Below are 18,471 nucleotides of genomic sequence, written 5' to 3'. Positions count from 1 at the left end.
GCTGCGGCGTCTGCGCGACCGCCACGACGCGCTGTGCGCACGGCTGAAGGCATCCAAACTCGCCAATGCACAGGCGCAGCGTCAGGCGATCGCCCGCGATCGCGAGCGGACATTGCGGCTCGCCGAGCGCGCCCGCCGCGCCGTGCTTACCTCGCTGCAACAGCGCGTGGCGCGCGTCGACAACGACACCAAGCTGTTGACGGCCCTTTCCTATCGCAGCGTCTTGGCGCGCGGCTTCGCGCTGGTGCGTGACGAGGCGGGCCATCCGCTGCACAATGCCGCGAGCATCGGCCCAGGCGCAGCGCTGTCGATCGAGTTCGCCGATGGTCGCGTAGCTGCAACTGCTGGCGCTGATAGACCTCAGCCGGTCGTGGCGCCTGCGAGCCAGCCGAAGCCTGTGCACGAGCACAAGCCGGCTGCATCAAAGCGCACGCCCGATCCAGCCGATCAAGGCAGCCTGTTTTAAAACGGACGCTCAGCGCGCCAGCCAGTCGTTAACCAGCTTCTGCGCGTCGGCGCGCGCCGCGGGATCGGAGCCGACATGGCCGCGCTCCGGAACGCCCGTATCGGTGCTGGCGATCGCATGCACCGGCAGATTGATGCGATCGAAATCGTGATAGGCGCCGGGATAGACAACGATCCGCGTCAGCGCGCTGCGGCCACGGGCGCCGTCGATCATCTGCCGGCAGGCCGGTGGCGAGGAAACATCATCCTTGCCGCCGATCAGCACCAAAGTCGGCACTCGCGCGCTCCACCCCAATCCTGAAGATGCACGGCAATCCGGATAGAACGCGATCGCCGAGCGGAAATCGGGCTCGACATGATCGGGGAGTTGCGGACGCACCGCCCAGAGCAGCGAGCTGGCGCCGCTGGCCCAGCCGATCAGGCTGATCCGATCGCGCATTGCCCAGGACTGCTTTCCCAGCCACTTCCGGGCCGCCACGATATCGGCGACGCGTTCGCGGCGGCCGCTGATGCGTCGCTCCTTGACCCGGCATTGCGGCCCGAGCCCGCGCGAACCGTAGCTATCCGGCAGCAGCACCGCCTTGCCGGCCTTGACCAGTTCCTCGGCCCAATCGCGATAGCGCGGCAGCACCGGCTCGGAATGGCTGGAAAGCCCGCCGCAGCCATGCAGCGCGATCACGGTCGGAAACGGGCCCTCGCCATCAGGCTTGTAGAGCTGCGCGCGCAGGACGCCATTGCCGTTGGGAATCTCGATCGCGCTCGGCAATGCCAATGGCTGCGCCTCCGCGGGCGAGAGCGCGGCGTAGAGCAACAGGGCGGCGATGGTGGCAAACAATCGCATCAAGCGTGGGACGCGGAGAAAAAGTGCGGAACGATCCGCACCCTAGCTAGCACGCGGATGAGGTGCAAAACATCACAAATCGGTGGGTTTGCGGCAGCGACATTGGGGCCTATCTATGTTACGATTCCTCAACAATTCCCGTCGATGCCGGAAACGGCGCGAACTCAATCGGAGACAGCGGTCGTGCTCAACAAGTTTGGTCCCTCGGGCCAGGGCGAGGCGCAGGTGCAATATCTAGACGGCGATTTCCGCGTGATCTCGCCGGGAAGCTACGTACGCTGCGCGGTGACCGACGCGCGGATACCGCTGGACGAGCTGAAATATTGGAGCGTCGACCTGCAGGAGGCCTATGCAGTGCCGACTGCGGTGCTGCAACGGCATTTCCCCGGCGCGTTGAAGGCCCAAGGCTGACGAGGCTGACGAGGCTGAATGAAACGCCGGCTGCGCGTCTTGCGCAACCGGCCTCGACCGATTGCAAAATCAGCCGACGCTTCGAAATGTTTTCTGACGTGCCTTGAACAGGCTGTCGGTCAGCAGGCGCCGCACCGCTGCAGCATCGTCAAAGGCCAGCGTCACCGGAAACGCCAATATCTGCGTCGCGAGTGACGCCAGCTCGGCGCGGGTGCGAAGCCGCACCAGATCCTTCTCCGTCGTCACCAGGGTCAAGCCTTGGCGTCCCGCCTCGGAGACGAGTTGCTCGATCTCGGCGCGCTCGAACGGATGATGATCGGCAAAGATCCGTTCCTGCTTCAGGTCGATACCGTTCGCGCGCAGCGTCCGAAAGAAGCGCGCGGGATCGCCGATCCCGGCAAAGCCGAACACAGGCTTTCCCTGTAGCCCGCTCACGATGTCCGGCGCCGGCTGCAGTTTGGCTGTCAGCACCAGCTTGCCGGCGCTGGTCACACGCGCCGCCACAGGTTCGCTCGCATGTCCCGGACCGATTACGACCAACGCGTCGGTACGCGCAAGCTGCGGCGACAGCGGTGCGCGCAACGGGCCTGCGGGGAACACGCGCCCATTGCCGAGGCCACGCTCGCTGTCGATTACGATCAGGCTCGCGTCCTTGACGATCGCCGGGTTCTGGAAACCGTCATCCATCAGGATGACGCTCGCGCCTTGCGATTTCGCCAGCGCGACGCCTTCGACACGGTCGCGCGCGACCGTCACCGCGACGTGCGCCGCCATCATCAGCGGCTCGTCGCCGACGTCAGCGGCTGTGTGTCTCCCGGGGTCGACCATGACGGGCCCGCGCAGCCGTCCGCCATAGCCGCGGCTCAACACCACCGGCCGTTCACCGAGCTCTCGCAGCATCGTCGTCAGCGCCAGCACGGTCGGCGTCTTGCCGGCGCCGCCGACATGATAGTTGCCCACGCAGATCACCGGGATGCCAGCATTGATCCCCTCGCGCTGCAGGCGATGCGCGGCAACAGCGCCATAGAGAGCGGAGAGCGGACGAAGCAGATGTGACGCGAGCGAGGACGGCCGATGCCAGAAGGCCGGCTCACGCATCGGCCGCTCCCATCTCGAGCCGGACCTGCAGCAGATAAGGCTCGAGCGCCGACAACGTGCGATCCAACGCGCCGCCGAGCTCTGCGACGACGCGCTCGCCGCCATTGACCAGCGCGCTCCGAGCGTCGGCGTCGGCAAGCAACCGGCCGAGCTGCTTTACCAGGGCTTCGCGGCCATCGGCGACCCGTGCGCCCCCGGCGCCATCCAGCGCCTCATAGACGTCACTGAAATTGAAGACATGCGGACCATGCACGATCGCTGCGCCGAGCTTGATGGCCTCGATCGGATTCTGCCCGCCATGGGCCACCAGCGAGCCGCCCATGAACACGATCGGCGCGAGCCGGTAGAACAGGCCAAGCTCGCCCATCGTATCCGCGACATAGATGTCGGTTGCGGCCGTCGGCTGCTGTTCCTGCGACCGCAAGGCCGCCTGCAGCCCGGATGTCGCCACCAGCTGCGCGACGGCCGCACCGCGATTGGGATGGCGCGGCACGATTACGGTGAGCAGCGAGGGAAAGAAGCCGGACAGCGATTTGTGGGCAGCGATGAGGATCTCCTCCTCGCCGGGATGGGTCGAGGCAGCGACGATCACCGGCCGGCCACGCGTCATCGCGATCAGCCGCTCGAGCCGGGCCGGATCGGCCGGCGGCGCCGGCACGTCGAGCTTGAGGTTGCCCGTGGTCAACACATTGCGGCCGCCCAGCACTGCGAAGCGCTCGGCATCGGTGCGCGACTGGGTGAGGCAGAGTTCGAAGCTGCCGAGCAGCGCTGAGATGCTGCGCGACATCCGCTGCCAGCGCGGGAAGGAGCGCTGCGACATCCGCCCGTTGATCAGCACCATCGGCAGCCGCCGCGCCGCGCTGGCCAGGATCAGGTTCGGCCACAGATCGGATTCGATGAACAGCGCGAGCGAAGGCCGCCAATGATCCAGGAAGCGCTGCACAAAGCGCGGCGCGTCGTAGGGCACGTATTGATGGATGACGTCGGGCGGAAAGCGCCTTGCCACGATCGAGGCTGACGTCACCGTGCCGGACGTGATGAGAATGCGCAGATTCAGCGCACGCAGGCGCTCGATCAGCGCTGCTGCGGCCAATACCTCACCGACGCTCGCGCCATGGATCCAGATCAGCGGCCCTTGCGGACGCGCATCATGGCTGAGCCCGCGGCGCTCGTCAGTGCGTGCCGGATCCTCCTTGCCGCGCTTCAGGCGCTGCCTGATCAGCGCCGGCGCAAGCGGCGTCGCAGCCGAGGACAATCCGCGGTAGACGCGCAATGCCATCGGCAGCGCATCAGCCATGAGGGGACTCCTCGGGGCGACCGATGATCTCATAAGCACGACGCGTTGCCTCGTTCAACGTTGCCTCGAGATCCAGGCGGAGCTGCTCCATCATTGCAGCATCAGCATCGGGCGGCACGTTGATTTCCTTGATCCCCACCAATGCGCCGCGACCGAACGGCAGATTGATGGTAGTGCGATCCCAGTTCTTCAACCGAATGAAACGGCTGGTGACCATCGCAAAGGGCATGATCGGCCGTCCGGACTCGCGCGCCAGCATGATGATCCCGAGACCTGCAACCCGCGCGCGCTTCGGCACATCAGCAGTCAGTGCAACATTATAGTTCGCTTCGAGTGCGTATACCATCTCCCTGAACGCGCCGACGCCGCCTTTGCGGTGGAAGGCCGAACCGTGGTCGCCGGAGCCGCGGATGGTGCCGATGCCAAGCCGCTCGGCCGCGACCGCGTTGAACTCGCCGTCGCGATGCCGCGAAATCAGCACCTTGGCGCGATAGCTCGCCTTGGTCCTGATGAACGGCGTCATGAAATGCTGACCGTGCCAGAATGCGAAGATCGCCGGCATCTGCGGCTCGACGATCGCATAGACGTCCGCCGGCTCGTAGCTGAACCGGTTGGTCCGCCACACCAGACGCAGATACTCGGCTGCGAGAAACCCGACAGCACGCTGGACCCAGTTACTGCGCAGCGCATTACGAAGCAGTTTTTTCAAGTCGCTGGCTTCGTGTTTTACTTGGTGTCTTGTTTGGTATCTCGGGCCGGATCGAGCAGCCGATGCAGATGCACGATGAAGTAGCGCATATGTGCATTGTCGACGGTCTGCTGCGCCTTGGCCTTCCAGGCCGTATAGGCGGTCGCATAGTTCGGGAACACGCCGACGACTTCAACCTTGTCGAGATCCTTGAACTCGTTCTTCTCGAGGCTGACGAGTTCGCCGCCGATCACGAGATGAAGCAATTGCTGCGGGGCGCTATCTGGCATGAATGTCGTTCCTCAATCGGCGCAAAGGGTCCTCGCTCCGAAGTTCGAACTCGCGACACGTCTCAGGCGAGCTTCGGCTGAAGGACCGTAGAAATCCTGGATTCTGGTGTGGCGCGGCGGAGACCGTCAGGAATGCTGGTCGGCTCGGAACTGCGTGACAATATCAGCATGTCGATCGCGTCCCGCTGCCACCAGAATTCCGTGCGTCACGTCCGGACTATTATAGAGGATCGGATCGCCGGACAATGCCGTCATATTACCATCCGCTTCCTGCACGATCAAATGAGCCGCCGCAAGGTCCCAGTCGCGACTTTGTCCACCGGCAAAAGCGGCATCGAGCGCGCCATGGGCGACCCGGCATAGCCTCAGCGCGAGCGAACCGATTCGCGGATGCAGCGTGATCTCCTTCGAGGCCGCGAGGCGCTCAACCAGCGGTTTAGGACCGGCCACGCGCGCAAAATCCAGCGCGGTGCCGGTGGCCGCATGGACCGTGACGCCATTCAACGTCGTGCCCTGCCCGCGCGCGGCAAAGAAGAACTCGTCACTGACTGGAGCGAATACCGCCGCGAGAACCGGCGCCGCATCCTCGACCAACGCGACACTCACGCACCAATCGTTGCGGCCCGCCAGATAGGAGCGCGTACCGTCGATCGGATCGACGATCCACACCCGCCGCTTGCCGAGGCGGGCCGGCTCATCGGCACTCTCTTCGGACAGCCAGCCATAGTCGGGTGTCGCACCGCGCAGCCGGCGCTCCACCAGTTCGTTGGTCGCGATATCGGCGTCCGAGACCGGGGACGACGCTCCCTTGATCCATTGACGCACGTCAGTACCGAACATCGACAGCGCGAGCTGGCCTGCCTCGCGCACCGTCTCGTTCAGAAGAGCCGCGTCCCGCGCCAGGCGCGTGTCGGCGATGCCTGCGGGATCAGCGGCCGCCAAGCGTCAGTCCTTCGATACGCACCGTCGGCGCGTTGACGCCATAGCGGAATTCCAGGTCGTTGGCAGGAATCATCGACTTGAAGATTTCGAACAGATGGCCGGCGATCGTCACCTCGCTCACCGCAAAAGTGGCCTTGCCGTTCTCAATCCAGAAGCCGGAGGCGCCGCGGCTGTAATCGCCGGTGACGCCGTTGACGCCCGACCCGATCAGGTCGGTGACGTAGAAGCCCTGCTTGATATCCGAGATCAGGTCGGCCGGCGTGACGCTGCCGGCCTCCATATGCAAATTATAAGGGCCCGGCGAGGGCGACGACGACACGCCGCGATGGGCATGGCCGGTCGTGGCCATGCCCAGTTCGCGCCCGGTAGCGGAATCCAGCAACCACGTCGTCAGCACGCCATCGTCGATCAGCGCCAGCTGCTTGACCGTCACGCCCTCGGCATCGAACGGCTGCGAGCGCAGGCCGCGCTTGCGCAGGGGATCGTCGATGATGCGGATGCCCTTGGCGAACAATTGCGCGCCGAGCTTGTCCTTCAGGAAGCTGGTCTTGCGCGCGATCGAGGCGCCGTTGATGGCGCCGACGAGATGGCCGACCAGCGAGCCCGAGACCCGCGGGTCGAACACCACCGGCACCTGGCAGGTCTCGACCTTGCGCGGATTGGCGCGCGCCACCGCGCGTTCACCGGCGCTGCGGCCGACACTGGCCGGCGGCAGCAGGTCTGCGGCATGAGGTGCCGCCGTGTAATCATAATCGCGCTCCATCCCGGTGCCTTCGCCGGAGATGGCAGTCGTCGATATCCCCTGGCTGGATCTCAGATAGCTGCCGTGGAAGCCGCTGCTCGTCACCAGCACCATGCCGCCGATCCCCGCCGACGCCGAGGCGCCGCCGGATTTCGTGACGCCCGCGACGGCGAGCGCGGCCGCTTCGGCCTCCTGCGCGCGCCGCTCCAGCTCCGCAGTCGACGGGATCTGCGGATCGAGCAGATCGAGTTCGGGAATGTCGCGCGCGAGCAACGTAGAATCGGCGAGGCCGACATATTTGTCGTCGGGCGCAACGCGCGCCATGGCCACCGCACGCTCCGCCAGCCGCGCAACCCCATCGCCGCTGACATCGTTGGTGGAAACCACCGCCTGACGCCGTCCAACCAGCACCCGCAGGCCGACATCGTCGCCCTCGGAACGCTCAGACTCCTCGACGCGACCGTCGCGCACCTCGACGCCTTGCGAGACGCCGCGCACGGCAATCGCGTCCGCCGCGTCGGCGCCGGCCTTGCGTGCAGCTTCAACCAGGCGCTCGGCCAATGCGCTGAGCGCCGATTGATCGAACAGGTCGGTATGGACGGCTTTCGCCTGGTACGACGATGCGGAGGATGATGAGGTCACAAAAGGAATCCCAAGCGATGCAAGTGGTGTCTAGATCTCTTGATTGAGCATGATCTTTTCGGAAAACCGGTTTCCACTTTTCCGGATCATGCTCTGACGCGGCTCAATCAGCACCAGATGTGCCTGATGGGCGCAGGTTTCAAGCTGCTTTCGGCGAAGGAGCGCGTCAGATTGTCGGCAAATCGGCAAGGACTCGTCAATCATGCGGGCCAAGGTCTTGTCAATCATGCCGACAGGAGACGGTGCAGTGACACTCGGTTAACCAGGGTTCTTAAGCCAAAACGGCAGTCGCGTGTGGCAAGGTTCACGCATCGACCGGGAACATAATTCCGGCGGGGAGACCAAGCCGTGAGGCGTCAAACAGCAACAAGCGGAAGCAATTCCGCCGGGTCGGGCCGCATGCCGCGGCTCGACCCTCTTTCTCTGCCCCTCTCGTTCAGCGCGCACGACACCCGTGCCGATGGCGGCGTCAGGCAGGTCGAGCTTCATCGCGAGCGCGTGGTGCTGCGCCGTGCCATCAGCGGCATGCGCATGGCCGTCAATGTTCGCGTCAGCGATTTCCTCGGCATCGCACTGCGCGAGATCGACGACGCGCACATGCTGGTGCTCGCGCATCGCGACCCTTCGCTGACGATTCCGCTCTGCATCAGCGACGATCGCGACGAGATCGCCGATGCCTGGGAGATGTGGAGCGAGACCTTCGCACTGCCGCAGCTACAGGACAGGAACTACGAGCCCGCACCGCGCCGCCGCCGGCGCAACGCGTTGCGCGACCGCCGTCCCCGCTTCCTGATGCGCCGCAAGGCCACCGAACTGCTGCCGTGGGCGCCTGTCTAGAGCGACGAGCGCGAGATCATCGCCCGGGATTGATCTAGCCGACCGTCCGCAATACAGCGTCGGCGACCAGGCCGGCGAACAGCAACAGCCCGGCATCGCGGTTCGACTTGAAAACGCGCAGGCATAACGCCGTGTCTGATGTCTCGAGCCGGCGGATTTGCCAGCCGAGATGGAACGCAAAGACGGCGAGCCCGATCCAGCCCGCAGCATGAGCGCCCGCTGACAACAACGCGCCGGCAATCAGCACGACTGCGAGCGTGTAGAGGATCACCAGGGCGCGATGCGTACGCGCGCCGAACAGCCGCGCCGTCGACTTGATGCCGATCAGCTCATCGTCCTCGACATCCTGATGCGCATAGATCGTGTCATAGCCGATCACCCATGAGATCGAGCCGGCATAGAGCAGGAACGCCGTCACATCGAGCCGCGCGAACGCGATCGCAAAACCCATCAACGCGCCCCAGGAGAAGGCGAGCCCGAGCGTGACCTGCGGCCACCAAGTGATGCGCTTCATGAACGGATAGATCGCAACGATCAACAGCGAGGCAATGCCGGTCGCGATCGCGAACCGGTTGAACTGCAGCAGCACGACCAGCCCGACCAGCGCCTGCGCCACCATGAATGCGAGCGCCTGCTTGACGCTGATCTGGCCGGCCGGAATGGGCCGCGACCGCGTCCGTTCCACCTTGGCGTCGAGGTCGCGGTCGGTGATGTCGTTCCAGGTGCAGCCTGCGCCGCGCATCACGAAGGCCCCGATGAAGAACAGCGCGACCCATAGCGGCAGCCGGTGAAGGTCATGCGCGATGCCGGAAGCGAGCGCCGCCGACCACCAGCACGGCATCAACAACAGCCATGAACCAATCGGTCGATCGTAACGCGCCACTCTCAGATAAGGCCGCGCCCATTGCGGCGCTGTCGTATCGACCCAGTTGCCGGTCGCGTCAGCAACGCGTGCGGCAGCGTGGTTCATCGGGTGAGGACGTTGCCCGTCAGCGTGTCGAAGGCCGAGCCGCCCTTCTTCTCCGTATTGGCCTCAGGCAGCGCCGCGGACGAGCCCAGTACGTCGCTGAGCTGCGGGGCGGCTGGCCCGCGCTGCTTCATCTGCTCCGCCACTTTGCAGACCTTGGCCTGCACACCTTCGGTGCCCTTGTGATTGGCTTTCAGCTGCTCGGCAACCTGCGCAGGAATTCCGCAGTCCGCCGAGTGAACCTCGATATACTTGATCATCTTGATCTCAGCCGCGCCGAAAGCAGCGAACAGCTTGCAGGCTTCGATCGGCGTGGCGTGGTGATCGCTTGCGGCCTTGATCATCTTGGCGCGCCGCTCCGCCTCCTCGCGCAAAGGCACGAATTCTTTCTGGCAGCGGTCGGCCGTACCGGCTTGCGGCGCCGCGGCCATCGGGCGCTGGAACCCGCCGCCGCCTCCAAAGGCCGGTGCACCAGCGCTCGGAAACGGACTTGCCGGCGGCGCGCCGACCGATGCCTTCGGCGCTCCATTCACCGGTGGGAAGGCGGAATCGGCGCCATTGACGGGAGGGAACGCAGGATCGTTGCGAACCGCCTTACTGCCATTCACGGGCGGGAAAGCGGGATCGTTTGCCTGCATCTGCGCGGGCAATGGCGCCGGAAAGGCCCCCTGCGCCAAAACCTGCCCAACGGAAAGCGTCAGGGCAGTCGCAGCGAGCGGCGCTATCAGATAGCGGATGATCAAAGCTGGTTCTCCGGCAAGACCAAGATTTCCTTAACACTTCCGGATAGAAGCGCGATCCAGTCAGGCGCACTTTTACGATTCTTGCGCCCTCTAAACAACCGGGCATTTTGTCCTCACCGCGGCACGACGCCGCGCCAATCTCGTCCGGCGGTCCATTCTGAGCGAAAATCCGGATTTTGCTCGAGGAATGGTGGTCAAAAGTGTCTGATTTGGCGTTCCAGGCGCCGATACCCCGGTATCGCTCGGAGCCAATGCCGCTCAAGACGGTCCATTGGGCGATCCAACCGGGTGGTCGGAACCGTCGAAATCACCGGTCGGACCACCAGGTTCACCATGCAACATCTGTCGTGCGAGGGCGCAAGCCTTGTTTTGGAGCCCTTCAGTGCCGCTGTGCCGGTTCTTGAGTTGGTCGGTGACTTGCATCGGGATTCCGCAGCTTGCCGCGTTGGCGTCGATATATTTGATCATCTTGAGTTCGGCCTGCCCGAAACTGGTGATCAGCTTGCAGGCCTCGTCGGGCGGCGCGTGGCGGTCACCGGCTGCCTTGACCAGCCTGCTGCGCCGCTCCGCTTCCTCGCGCAGCGGAATGAAGCCCGCCAAGCAGCTGTCGCTCGGCCCAGCCGTCGGAGATTGAAAGCCGCCATTGCCATCAAAGGGCCGCGCACCAGCGCTCGGGAACGGAGCTTGCGCCGAGACCTGCCCGGACCCAACGATGACGGCGGCTGCAACGGCGATGAGCGGCGACAGACGTGCAAGCAAGGCGACCTCCCCAAAAGGCAAACCTTCGCGATCCGATCGAGATTTCCGTCCAGCTTCAGGCTAGAAGACTCGATCTTACCACCCCGAAGAGCTTCGGCCAACCGCATGCCTGACTACGACTTCTCCGCCCCGCGCCTGTTCGTCGACGTGCCCTTGAGCGAGGGGCTCACGATCGCGCTGGAGCGGGACCAGAGCAATTACCTCGGCAACGTGCTGCGGCTTGCGGCCGGCGACAGCGTGCTGGTGTTCAACGGCCGGGATGGCGAATGGCAGGCCGAGATCGTGGTCCAGAAGCGGCCGGATGGCCTGATCATCCGCAAGCAGACCCGGCCGCAAGATGCCCTGCCCGACCTCACCTATGTTTTCGCTCCCCTAAAGCACGCCCGGCTCGATTACATGGTGCAGAAGGCGGTCGAGATGGGCGCCGCCTGCCTGCAGCCGGTCATGACCCGCTATACGCAGGTGTCGCGGGTCAATGGCGAGCGGATGCGTGCCAATGTGATCGAGGCCGCCGAGCAATGCGGCATCCTGAGCCTTGCCGAGGTCAAGGACCCGTTGCCGCTGGAGCGCTTCCTTACCCAGCGGGCGCCCGGACGTCTGCTGGCGTTCTGCGACGAAGCGGCGGAGGTGGCCGATCCGCTGGCGGCGCTGAAGACCCTGGAACGGCCGATCGCCGGAATTGACCTCCTGATCGGCCCCGAAGGCGGCTTCGCCGAGGAGGAGCGTGCGTTGCTGCTGCGCCAGCCCCGATTGGTCCGGCTGGCGCTGGGCCCCCGCATCCTGCGGGCCGACACCGCAGCTGTCGCAGCTTTGGCCGTGATCCAGAGCACGCTCGGCGATTGGGCCGCCGGATAGGCTGGAACCGCGATCGCGTTAAGTCACTTGCCCATTGCCTGTCGAAACCTGTTCCCGGCCGTGCTAAGGCGCTGCCATCTCGAAGCTTTGGAACCCGATTTTCACGATGACCGGACCCGCCGCCCCGACCGTATCAGCCGCATGGGCCGGACCCCTGCTGCAGTCCTTCGCCGAGGCGGGCTACCAGCGAGCCGAGCCGGCGATCCTGCAGCCCGCGGAGCCTTTCCTCGACCTCTCGGGTGAGGACATCCGCAAGAGCCTCTATTTGACCACGGATCCCGGTGGCGAGGAGCTCTGCCTGCGGCCGGACCTCACCATTCCGGTGGCGCGCGACTATCTTGCCTCGCCACGCGCCGGCCAGCCGGCCGGCTTCAGCTATCTCGGGCCGGTGTTCCGTTATCGCGGCGGACATCCGAGCGAATTCCTGCAAGCCGGCATCGAATCCTTTGGCCGCCAGGACCGCGCCGCGGCGGATGCCGAAATGCTGGCATTGGCGTTGAAGGCCACCAGCGCGGTCGGCATCGACGTCGAGATCCGGACCGGCGACGTGGCGCTGTTCATCGCGCTGATCGACGCGCTCGATCTCTATCCGGTCTGGCGGCGGCGCCTGATCAAGGATTTCAACCGCAAGATCACGCTGGAGCAGGATCTGGAGCGGCTGACGATCGCCTCGGCCGCCACCCGCAATGAATATGAGGGCGTGCTCGCAGCGCTGGCGGGCAGCGACCGCAAGGCGGCGCTGGCGCTGGTCGCCGATTTGATGTCGATCGCCGGCGCCACCGCCCTCGGCGGCCGCACCGTAGCCGAAATCGCCGACCGCTTCCTCGAGCAATCGACCTTGAAAGGTGGCGCCCTGCCCCGCAACGCGCTCAACCTGCTGAAGCGCTTCCTCGGCATCAGTGGTGCGCCGGCGGAGGCGATCGCCGCCCTTCGAAGCCTCGCCATCGACACCGGCCTGGACATCGCCGCCGCCATCGACCAGCTCGAGGCGCGCGTCGGCTTCATGGCGGAGCATGGCATCGACACCAGCAAGGTCCGCTTCGCCACCGCGTTCGGCCGCGGGCTCGACTACTACACCGGCTTCGAGTTCGAGCTGCACAGCAAAGGTAACGGCGCCGAGCCGTTGGTCGCCGGCGGCCGCTATGACGGCCTGCTGAGCCAGCTCGGCGCAGCCGAGCCCGTTCCCGCCGTCGGCTTCTCGATCTGGGTGGAGGCGCTGACGTTGGCTGATCATGCACGCGCGACCGCACGCGGGAGACTGGCATGAGCCTCCCTCTCGTCGTCGCCGTTCCCTCCAAGGGACGGCTGCAGGAACAGGCTGAAGCCTTTTTCGCCCGCGCCGGGCTGGCGCTCGCGAAGCCCGGTGGCGCACGCGACTATCGCGGCACCATCTCGGGGCTCGACAATGTCGAAATCGCCTATCTGTCGGCCAGCGAGATCGCGGCCCAGCTGGCGCGCGGCACCGTGCATCTCGGCGTCACCGGCGAGGATCTCGTGCGCGAGAGCATCGTCGATGCCGACAAGCGCGTGCTGCTGATCGATACGCTCGGATTCGGCGGCGCCAACGTCGTCGTCGCAGTGCCGCAGGCCTGGATCGACGTCCGCACCATGGCCGATCTCGACGATGTCACCACCGGCTTCCGTGCCCAGCATAACCGCCGCATGCGGGTGGCAACCAAGTACATCAACCTGACCCGTAACTTCTTCGCCCAGCATGGCGTGGTCGATTATCGCACCGTCGAGAGCACCGGTGCGACCGAGGGCGCGCCTGCGGTCGGCGCCGCCGAGCTGATCGTGGACATCACCTCGACCGGCGCCACGCTGGTCGCCAATGGCTTGAAGGTGCTGGACGACGGCGTCATCCTGCGCAGCCAGGCCAATCTGGTGGCATCGCGCGAGGCCGACTGGTCGGTCGATTCGCGCGAGAGCGCACGCGTCATTCTCGACCACATCCATGCGCGTGCCCGCGCCAGCAAGTATCGCGAGGTTCGCACCCGCTTCAAGGGCTGCAACGACGCGTTGCTGGCGGAAGTGCATAACCGTTTCGGCGTGGTGGCCCCGTTCGGCAGCCCGACATCGTCAGGCATGCTGACCTTGCACTGCCCGCCGGCGCATATCTACGCGGTCGGCAGCTTCCTGCGCGACCACGGCGCGGAGACGGTTTCGGTGGCTTCGCTCGACTACGTGCTCGACCGTGACAATCCGCTCTTCGCCAAGCTCGATGCGTTCCTGGTGAAGTAGCTCGCGTTCATCGTAGCGACAGCAAGCCTCGGCTACCATATGTCGAGGCGGGCGATGTGGGAACCTGACCGATGATGCTGGGCACTGATGTTTCCGATCTGACGACGACTGCGGCTGATGCCGCGGCGCAGGGTCTGTCGATCGTGATTCCGGTCTACAACGAAGCGGCCGGATTGAATCTGCTGCATGAGCGGCTGACTTCCCTGGCACGCAGTTTGCGCCAGCGTTTCGGGCTTGTTTGCGAGGTCGTCTATGTCGATGACGGCAGCCGCGACGATACTCTCTCGGTGGCCCGCATGCTGCCGGCCGAGACGCTCGACGTCCAGGTGGTGTCGCTGTCGCGCAATTTCGGCAAGGAGGCCGCGTTGATGGCGGGCCTCGACCATGCCCGCCGCGGCGCCGTGATGTTCATGGACGGCGACGGCCAGCATCCGCCCGTCCTGGTCGAACAGCTCGTCACGCACTGGATCAAGGACGGCTATGACGTCGTCTACACCGCCAAGGCGCACCGCGACAACGAGCCCTTCCTGCGCCGTGTCGCCGTTCACGGCTTCTACGCGCTGATCAATTGGGGGGCGCGGCAGAATATCCCGGAAGATGCCGGCGACTTCCGCCTGCTCTCGCCGCGCGCGGTGGCTGCGTTGCGGCAGCTTCCCGAGCGCAATCGCTTCTTCAAGGGACTTGCGAGCTGGATCGGTTTCCGCCAGATCCGCGTCGACTACGAGCCCGCGCCGCGTGCCCATGGCGTCACCACCTTCAACTTGATGCGGCTGCTCGGTCTCTCGATCGAAGGCCTGACGTCGTTCTCGGTGGCACCGCTACGCTTCGCCAGTCTGCTCGGTTTGCTCTTGGCCTCGGCCGCGTTCCTGTTTGGCCTATCCATCCTGTGGGAGACCTTCACGACAGGCAAATCGGTGCCCGGTTATCCATCGCTGATGGTCGGCCTGATGACGATCGGCGGCGTGCAGCTCATCATGATCGGCGTGCTGGGGGAGTATATCGGCAAAATCCTCTCCGAGCTGAAGGCGCGGCCGATCTACTTCGTCGCCGAGCACAGCGAGAAGCGCGCGCCCGAGACAGCCGCAGACCACAACGAAAGGTCCGCCGCCGAATGAGCGAGGCGCCGCATCGGCGCATCTGGCTGTGCGCGGACGATTATGGAATCAGCCCCGGCGTCAACCGCGCGATCCGCGACCTGATTTCGCGCGGCAGACTGAACGCGACCTCGGTGATGATGGTGGGACCGGCGATTGGCCGCGACGAGGCCGACGCGCTCAGCAAGGTCGCGACCGAAAGCGCGCGCTGCGCGATCGGCCTGCACGTGACGCTGACGGCACCGTTTCGTCCGCTGACCATGTATTTCCGCCCGCTCGACGACGGCCTGTTTCTGCCATTCCCCAAGCTGTTGCGGTCTGGGCTGATGCGCCGGCTGGATGCAGAGATGATCCGCGCCGAGGTGTCGGCGCAGCTCGCGGCCTTCCGTGACATGTTCGGCCGGGCGCCCGACTTCGTCGACGGTCATCAGCACGCCCAGCTCTATCCGCAGGTGCGCGATGGCTTCTTAGCCGCCGTGAAGGAAGCCGCGCCGCAGGCGTGGGTCCGCCAGGGCGGCCGCAACATTCCACTCGCGCAACGGCTGGCCGCACCGAAGGCGTTGCTGCTCGACGTTCTCAGCCTGCAATTTCGCCGCCGCGCAGCCCGCGAAGGCATCGCCTTCAATCCCGGCTTTGCCGGCGCCTATGATTTCACCAAGGCTTCCGATTTCGGCGCGCTGATGGGCGGGTTTCTTGAGGGGCTGCCCGAGAACGGCGTCGTCATGTGCCATCCCGGCTTCGTCGACGACGTGCTGACCGAGCTCGATCCGCTCACCGTGCAGCGTGAGCATGAACATGCCTATTTCGCCAGCGAGGCGTTCGCGCAGCTTCTGAGCGCGCGCAAGGTGACGCTGGGCTGATCTTTGCTACATGCAAGTGCATGGTCATTGTGACGCATACCGAAATTTAATGCCGGCCCTACTTCCCGCGACACAAAGCACCCTTAGATTCGTTATCACGCTTGGCCTGCCAGCGTGATGGCCGGCGGCAGGAGGACCAGATGACACCGCAAGAACGCCAACTGATCGACGACCTGTTTGGCCGTCTCGCCAAGCTGGAGAGTGCGCCGCGTGATCCGGATGCTGTCGCCGCAATGACACGCGGCTTGCAGCAGGCGCCGAATGCCGTCTACGCGCTGGTGCAGACGGTGCTGGTCCAGGATGAGGCGCTCAAGCAGGCGCATCACCGGATCGAGGAGCTGGAGCAGGCCCAGGCGCCGCAGCAGAGCCAATCGTCGGGAGGGTTCCTCGACTCGATGCGGGACAGCATTTTCGGCTCGAGCCAGCGGAGTTCGGTTCCCAATGTACCGCCGCCCGAGCCGAGCCGGCCGGTCTGGAACAGCGGCCAAGCGATGCCACAAGGCCAGCCCGGGCATTATGATCAAGGCTACGGACAAGGCGGATATAGCCAACAAGGCGGCGGCTACGGCCAGGATAGCTTTGGTCAGGGCGGCTATGGCCAGCCCGCTCGCGGCGGTCTGTTTGGTGGCGGCGGCGGTGGTGGAGGCTCGTTCCTCGGCACGGCAGCGGCGACCGCAGCCGGCATGGTGGGCGGCTCGCTGCTGCTGAACAGCTTTCGCGGCATGATGGGCGGCGGCTCGCATCAGGCCTTTGGCGACACCACCACGGAACGGGCTTCGCAGAGCCCGTGGGGCGGCGACCAATCCGGCAGCTCGCTCGCGCGTGATGCCGGCATCGACGATATCGGCCGTTCGAACGATGGTGGCCGCGCCGGCCTGTTCGACCAGGCTTCGAACGACGACAATTTTACCAACGACAGTGATGACGGCGATTACGGCAATGATGACGACGGTGGCAGCGATTACGCCTGACCTCCCACGTCCGCACCGCAAAAAGGCCGCCCGATCGGGCGGCCTTTTCATTGAATAAAATAGGTCAAGCTCAGAGCACAATCACCCGGGCGCCGACATTGACGCGGCCATAGAGGTCGATGACGTCTTGGTTGCGCATTCGGATGCAGCCGGACGAGACATTGGTTCCGATGGTCCAGGGCTCGTTGGAGCCGTGGATGCGGTAGAGCGATGAGCCGAGATACATCGCGCGCGCGCCGAGCGGGTTCTCGGGCCCGCCCGCCATGTGCCGCGGCAGGTCCGGCCGCCGCGCCAGCATCTCTGCCGGCGGTGTCCAATCCGGCCATTCGCGCTTGGCGCTGACGGTCTTGACGCCCGACCAGGTGAAGCCCGGCTTTCCGACCCCGATGCCGTAGCGTAGCGCCTTGCCGTCCCCCTCCACCAGATAGAGGAATTTGTTCGGCGTATCGATCACGATCGTGCCGGGCTTTTCCCGTCCGTCATAGTCGACGAGCTGCTTCTCGTATTTCGGATCGAATGGCCGCTGCGAGGCTGCGTAAGCTTCCTCTTGCTCTTGCGTCGCGGCCGGCTCTGGAACGGGCTGCGGTTCGCCATAGGCTGGCTGCTGCTGATAGACGGGCGGCGGCCGATAGCCTCGCTGCTCGCCGTCGCCGAACAGGAACTGGATGAAGCCGCCGCCCATGCGGGACCGGTCAACATGGGCCTGGTCGACATAGGCCGCGCGCGTCGGCGCCGGCTGCGGTGGCGGGCCAGCATAGACGACGGTGGGTTGCTGAAATCCGGCGGCATCGATCGCCGCCGCCTGATCAATGGTTGCAAAACAGGCTGCGCCGGCAAGCAGCGCAAAAGACATGGTCTTGAACATCGACGTACTCTGTACCGTTTCGTCTCGAGACTGTTCATCGCGCCAGCGGAAGGACACCCGCGCTTAAGCCTAACTAAGTCCAAAAGCCGATCGGTTTGGTAAACGGATGCCGCGTTTCGATTCATCATCGCGCCGGAGCGCGGGGATTTGCGTGTCAGCGTTTATTTTGGATGAAGGCCACTCAGGGGATATTAACCAGCTTCGAAACACGGATGTGGGCGGGAATCGCGCGGTTCCTGATGTGAACGTGATGTTAAATAGCCCCTGCCTAAAACTGCGTGCAGTGAAGGTCAGGGATTGTCTCATGTCGGTTCGCAAACGTTTTCGCATCGAAGAAGCCATTGGTGGCCATATGCCGGAGCCCGATATCATCGGCGGCGAAATCGGCCCTCAGCACAGGGAAATCATGGACGAGCTCCGCGCCATCCGCGCTCAAATGGCCGCGGCCCCCCGTAGCGTCCCCGCCTCCGGAAGCTCGGCCAACGCGGCGATCGAAGAGTCCGCTGCGCGCGAGGTCGCCGAGGCGCGCGCGCTGCTCGAGACCTATCGCGCCCAGATCGAGCAGTGCGAGAAGCTCAAGGTCGAGCTCGACCTGATCCACGACGCGATCAACCGCACCAAGGGCGAGATCGCCACGCTTCACGCCAAGAGCTTCAGCGGCGAGGAGATGGCCAAGGTCAATGGTGAGCTCGGCGCGGTCGTCGGTGGCACCGAACAGGCCACCCAGCAGATCCTGGAGGCCGCCGAGGCGATCGACAACGCCGCCAGCGCGCTCGGCAAGGTGACCTCGCCGGATCAGCAGAAGATCCTGAGCGAGGACATCCAGGAGCGCGTGGTCTCGATCTTCGAGGCCTGCAACTTCC

Annotated in this window: 21 protein-coding genes; 10 read left to right on the top strand and 11 right to left on the bottom strand. The window is 65.0% G+C overall.

The window, feature by feature from the left end; all coding sequences use genetic code 11:
• Positions 1-466 (top strand): exodeoxyribonuclease VII large subunit (locus WA702_RS28775; protein ID WP_425113927.1); only part of this gene is annotated, 466 nt, incomplete at its 5' end.
• A 9-nt stretch (positions 467-475) separates the two neighbouring features.
• Here WA702_RS28775 and WA702_RS28770 read toward each other — a convergent pair.
• Positions 476-1,306 (bottom strand): dienelactone hydrolase family protein, encoded by an 831-nt coding sequence (locus tag WA702_RS28770; protein WP_425113926.1) that lies wholly within the window; start codon positions 1,304-1,306, stop codon positions 476-478.
• A gap of 183 nt (positions 1,307-1,489) precedes the next feature.
• On the opposite strand from WA702_RS28770, the gene WA702_RS28765 reads away from it, so the two are divergent.
• On the top strand, positions 1,490-1,717 hold the full coding sequence (locus WA702_RS28765) for a DUF2093 domain-containing protein (protein ID WP_425113925.1): 228 nt from the start codon (positions 1,490-1,492) through the stop codon (positions 1,715-1,717).
• A gap of 69 nt (positions 1,718-1,786) precedes the next feature.
• Here WA702_RS28765 and lpxK read toward each other — a convergent pair whose 3' ends face one another.
• The 6 genes from lpxK to WA702_RS28735 all read right to left on the bottom strand — a co-directional run bounded on the left by lpxK (position 1,787) and on the right by WA702_RS28735 (position 7,416).
• Positions 1,787-2,815, bottom strand: a complete 1,029-nt coding sequence (lpxK, locus tag WA702_RS28760; protein WP_425113924.1) for a tetraacyldisaccharide 4'-kinase — start codon at positions 2,813-2,815, stop codon at positions 1,787-1,789.
• A complete protein-coding gene (locus WA702_RS28755; protein ID WP_425113923.1) occupies positions 2,808-4,112 on the bottom strand; it encodes a 3-deoxy-D-manno-octulosonic acid transferase in 1,305 nt (434 codons plus the stop codon). Before WA702_RS28755 ends, lpxK begins: the two co-directional genes overlap by 8 nt.
• Positions 4,105-4,821: a lysophospholipid acyltransferase family protein gene (locus WA702_RS28750; protein ID WP_425113922.1), complete on the bottom strand. Its 717-nt coding sequence runs from the start codon at positions 4,819-4,821 to the stop codon at positions 4,105-4,107. Before WA702_RS28750 ends, WA702_RS28755 begins: the two co-directional genes overlap by 8 nt.
• Before the next feature lie 17 nt (positions 4,822-4,838).
• Complete coding sequence (locus WA702_RS28745; RefSeq protein ID WP_425113921.1) at positions 4,839-5,090, bottom strand: DUF4170 domain-containing protein; 252 nt, start codon at positions 5,088-5,090, stop codon at positions 4,839-4,841.
• A 126-nt stretch (positions 5,091-5,216) separates the two neighbouring features.
• Complete coding sequence (locus tag WA702_RS28740; RefSeq protein ID WP_425113929.1) at positions 5,217-5,960, bottom strand: 3'(2'),5'-bisphosphate nucleotidase CysQ; 744 nt, start codon at positions 5,958-5,960, stop codon at positions 5,217-5,219.
• 58 nt (positions 5,961-6,018) lie between these two features.
• Positions 6,019-7,416, bottom strand: a complete 1,398-nt coding sequence (locus WA702_RS28735; RefSeq protein WP_425113920.1) for a TldD/PmbA family protein — start codon at positions 7,414-7,416, stop codon at positions 6,019-6,021.
• A gap of 348 nt (positions 7,417-7,764) precedes the next feature.
• Here WA702_RS28735 and WA702_RS28730 point away from each other — a divergent pair, with 348 nt between their 5' ends.
• The gene (locus WA702_RS28730) at positions 7,765-8,253 is read left to right on the top strand and encodes a DUF6101 family protein (protein WP_425113919.1); all 489 of its coding nucleotides are present in this window, start codon (positions 7,765-7,767) and stop codon (positions 8,251-8,253) included.
• Positions 8,254-8,287: 34 nt separating this feature from the next.
• Here the strand turns inward: WA702_RS28730 and ubiA are convergent, their stop codons facing one another.
• From ubiA to WA702_RS28715, 3 genes are all read right to left on the bottom strand, one after another.
• Positions 8,288-9,223, bottom strand: a complete 936-nt coding sequence (gene ubiA / locus WA702_RS28725) for a 4-hydroxybenzoate octaprenyltransferase (protein ID WP_425113918.1) — start codon at positions 9,221-9,223, stop codon at positions 8,288-8,290.
• Positions 9,220-9,963, bottom strand: coding sequence for a hypothetical protein (locus tag WA702_RS28720; protein WP_425113917.1), 744 nt, complete (start codon positions 9,961-9,963; stop codon positions 9,220-9,222). The genes ubiA and WA702_RS28720 overlap by 4 nt, the downstream gene beginning before the upstream one ends.
• A gap of 258 nt (positions 9,964-10,221) precedes the next feature.
• Positions 10,222-10,563 (bottom strand): hypothetical protein, encoded by a 342-nt coding sequence (locus WA702_RS28715; RefSeq protein ID WP_425113916.1) that lies wholly within the window; start codon positions 10,561-10,563, stop codon positions 10,222-10,224.
• A gap of 264 nt (positions 10,564-10,827) precedes the next feature.
• On the opposite strand from WA702_RS28715, the gene WA702_RS28710 reads away from it, so the two are divergent.
• The 6 genes from WA702_RS28710 to WA702_RS28685 all read left to right on the top strand — a co-directional run bounded on the left by WA702_RS28710 (position 10,828) and on the right by WA702_RS28685 (position 16,743).
• Entirely contained in the window at positions 10,828-11,577 is a 750-nt protein-coding gene (locus tag WA702_RS28710) for a 16S rRNA (uracil(1498)-N(3))-methyltransferase (protein WP_425113915.1), read from the top strand.
• A 106-nt stretch (positions 11,578-11,683) separates the two neighbouring features.
• Positions 11,684-12,844: an ATP phosphoribosyltransferase regulatory subunit gene (locus tag WA702_RS28705; RefSeq protein WP_425113914.1), complete on the top strand. Its 1,161-nt coding sequence runs from the start codon at positions 11,684-11,686 to the stop codon at positions 12,842-12,844.
• Positions 12,841-13,818 carry an ATP phosphoribosyltransferase gene (gene hisG / locus WA702_RS28700; RefSeq protein ID WP_425113913.1) on the top strand — a complete coding sequence of 326 codons (978 nt, stop codon included), beginning with the start codon at positions 12,841-12,843 and terminating at the stop codon, positions 13,816-13,818. Before WA702_RS28705 ends, hisG begins: the two co-directional genes overlap by 4 nt.
• A gap of 71 nt (positions 13,819-13,889) precedes the next feature.
• The gene (locus WA702_RS28695; protein ID WP_425113912.1) at positions 13,890-14,933 is read left to right on the top strand and encodes a glycosyltransferase family 2 protein; all 1,044 of its coding nucleotides are present in this window, start codon (positions 13,890-13,892) and stop codon (positions 14,931-14,933) included.
• Positions 14,930-15,772 (top strand): ChbG/HpnK family deacetylase, encoded by an 843-nt coding sequence (locus WA702_RS28690; RefSeq protein ID WP_425113911.1) that lies wholly within the window; start codon positions 14,930-14,932, stop codon positions 15,770-15,772. The genes WA702_RS28695 and WA702_RS28690 overlap by 4 nt, the downstream gene beginning before the upstream one ends.
• A gap of 140 nt (positions 15,773-15,912) precedes the next feature.
• Complete coding sequence (locus tag WA702_RS28685; protein ID WP_425113910.1) at positions 15,913-16,743, top strand: DUF2076 domain-containing protein; 831 nt, start codon at positions 15,913-15,915, stop codon at positions 16,741-16,743.
• Between the two features lie 70 nt (positions 16,744-16,813).
• Here the strand turns inward: WA702_RS28685 and WA702_RS28680 are convergent, their stop codons facing one another.
• On the bottom strand, positions 16,814-17,608 hold the full coding sequence (locus tag WA702_RS28680) for a L,D-transpeptidase (RefSeq protein ID WP_425113909.1): 795 nt from the start codon (positions 17,606-17,608) through the stop codon (positions 16,814-16,816).
• 304 nt (positions 17,609-17,912) lie between these two features.
• Here WA702_RS28680 and WA702_RS28675 point away from each other — a divergent pair.
• The coding region (locus tag WA702_RS28675) for a protein phosphatase CheZ (protein WP_425113928.1) at positions 17,913-18,471 on the top strand (559 nt) is incomplete at its 3' end.

It is taken from the genome of Bradyrhizobium sp. (assembly GCF_049798375.1).
Classification (GTDB): Bacteria; Pseudomonadota; Alphaproteobacteria; order Rhizobiales; family Xanthobacteraceae; genus Bradyrhizobium.
The sequence above is the reverse complement of the archived record's forward strand: the minus strand, read 5'-3'. Positions and strand labels throughout refer to the sequence as shown.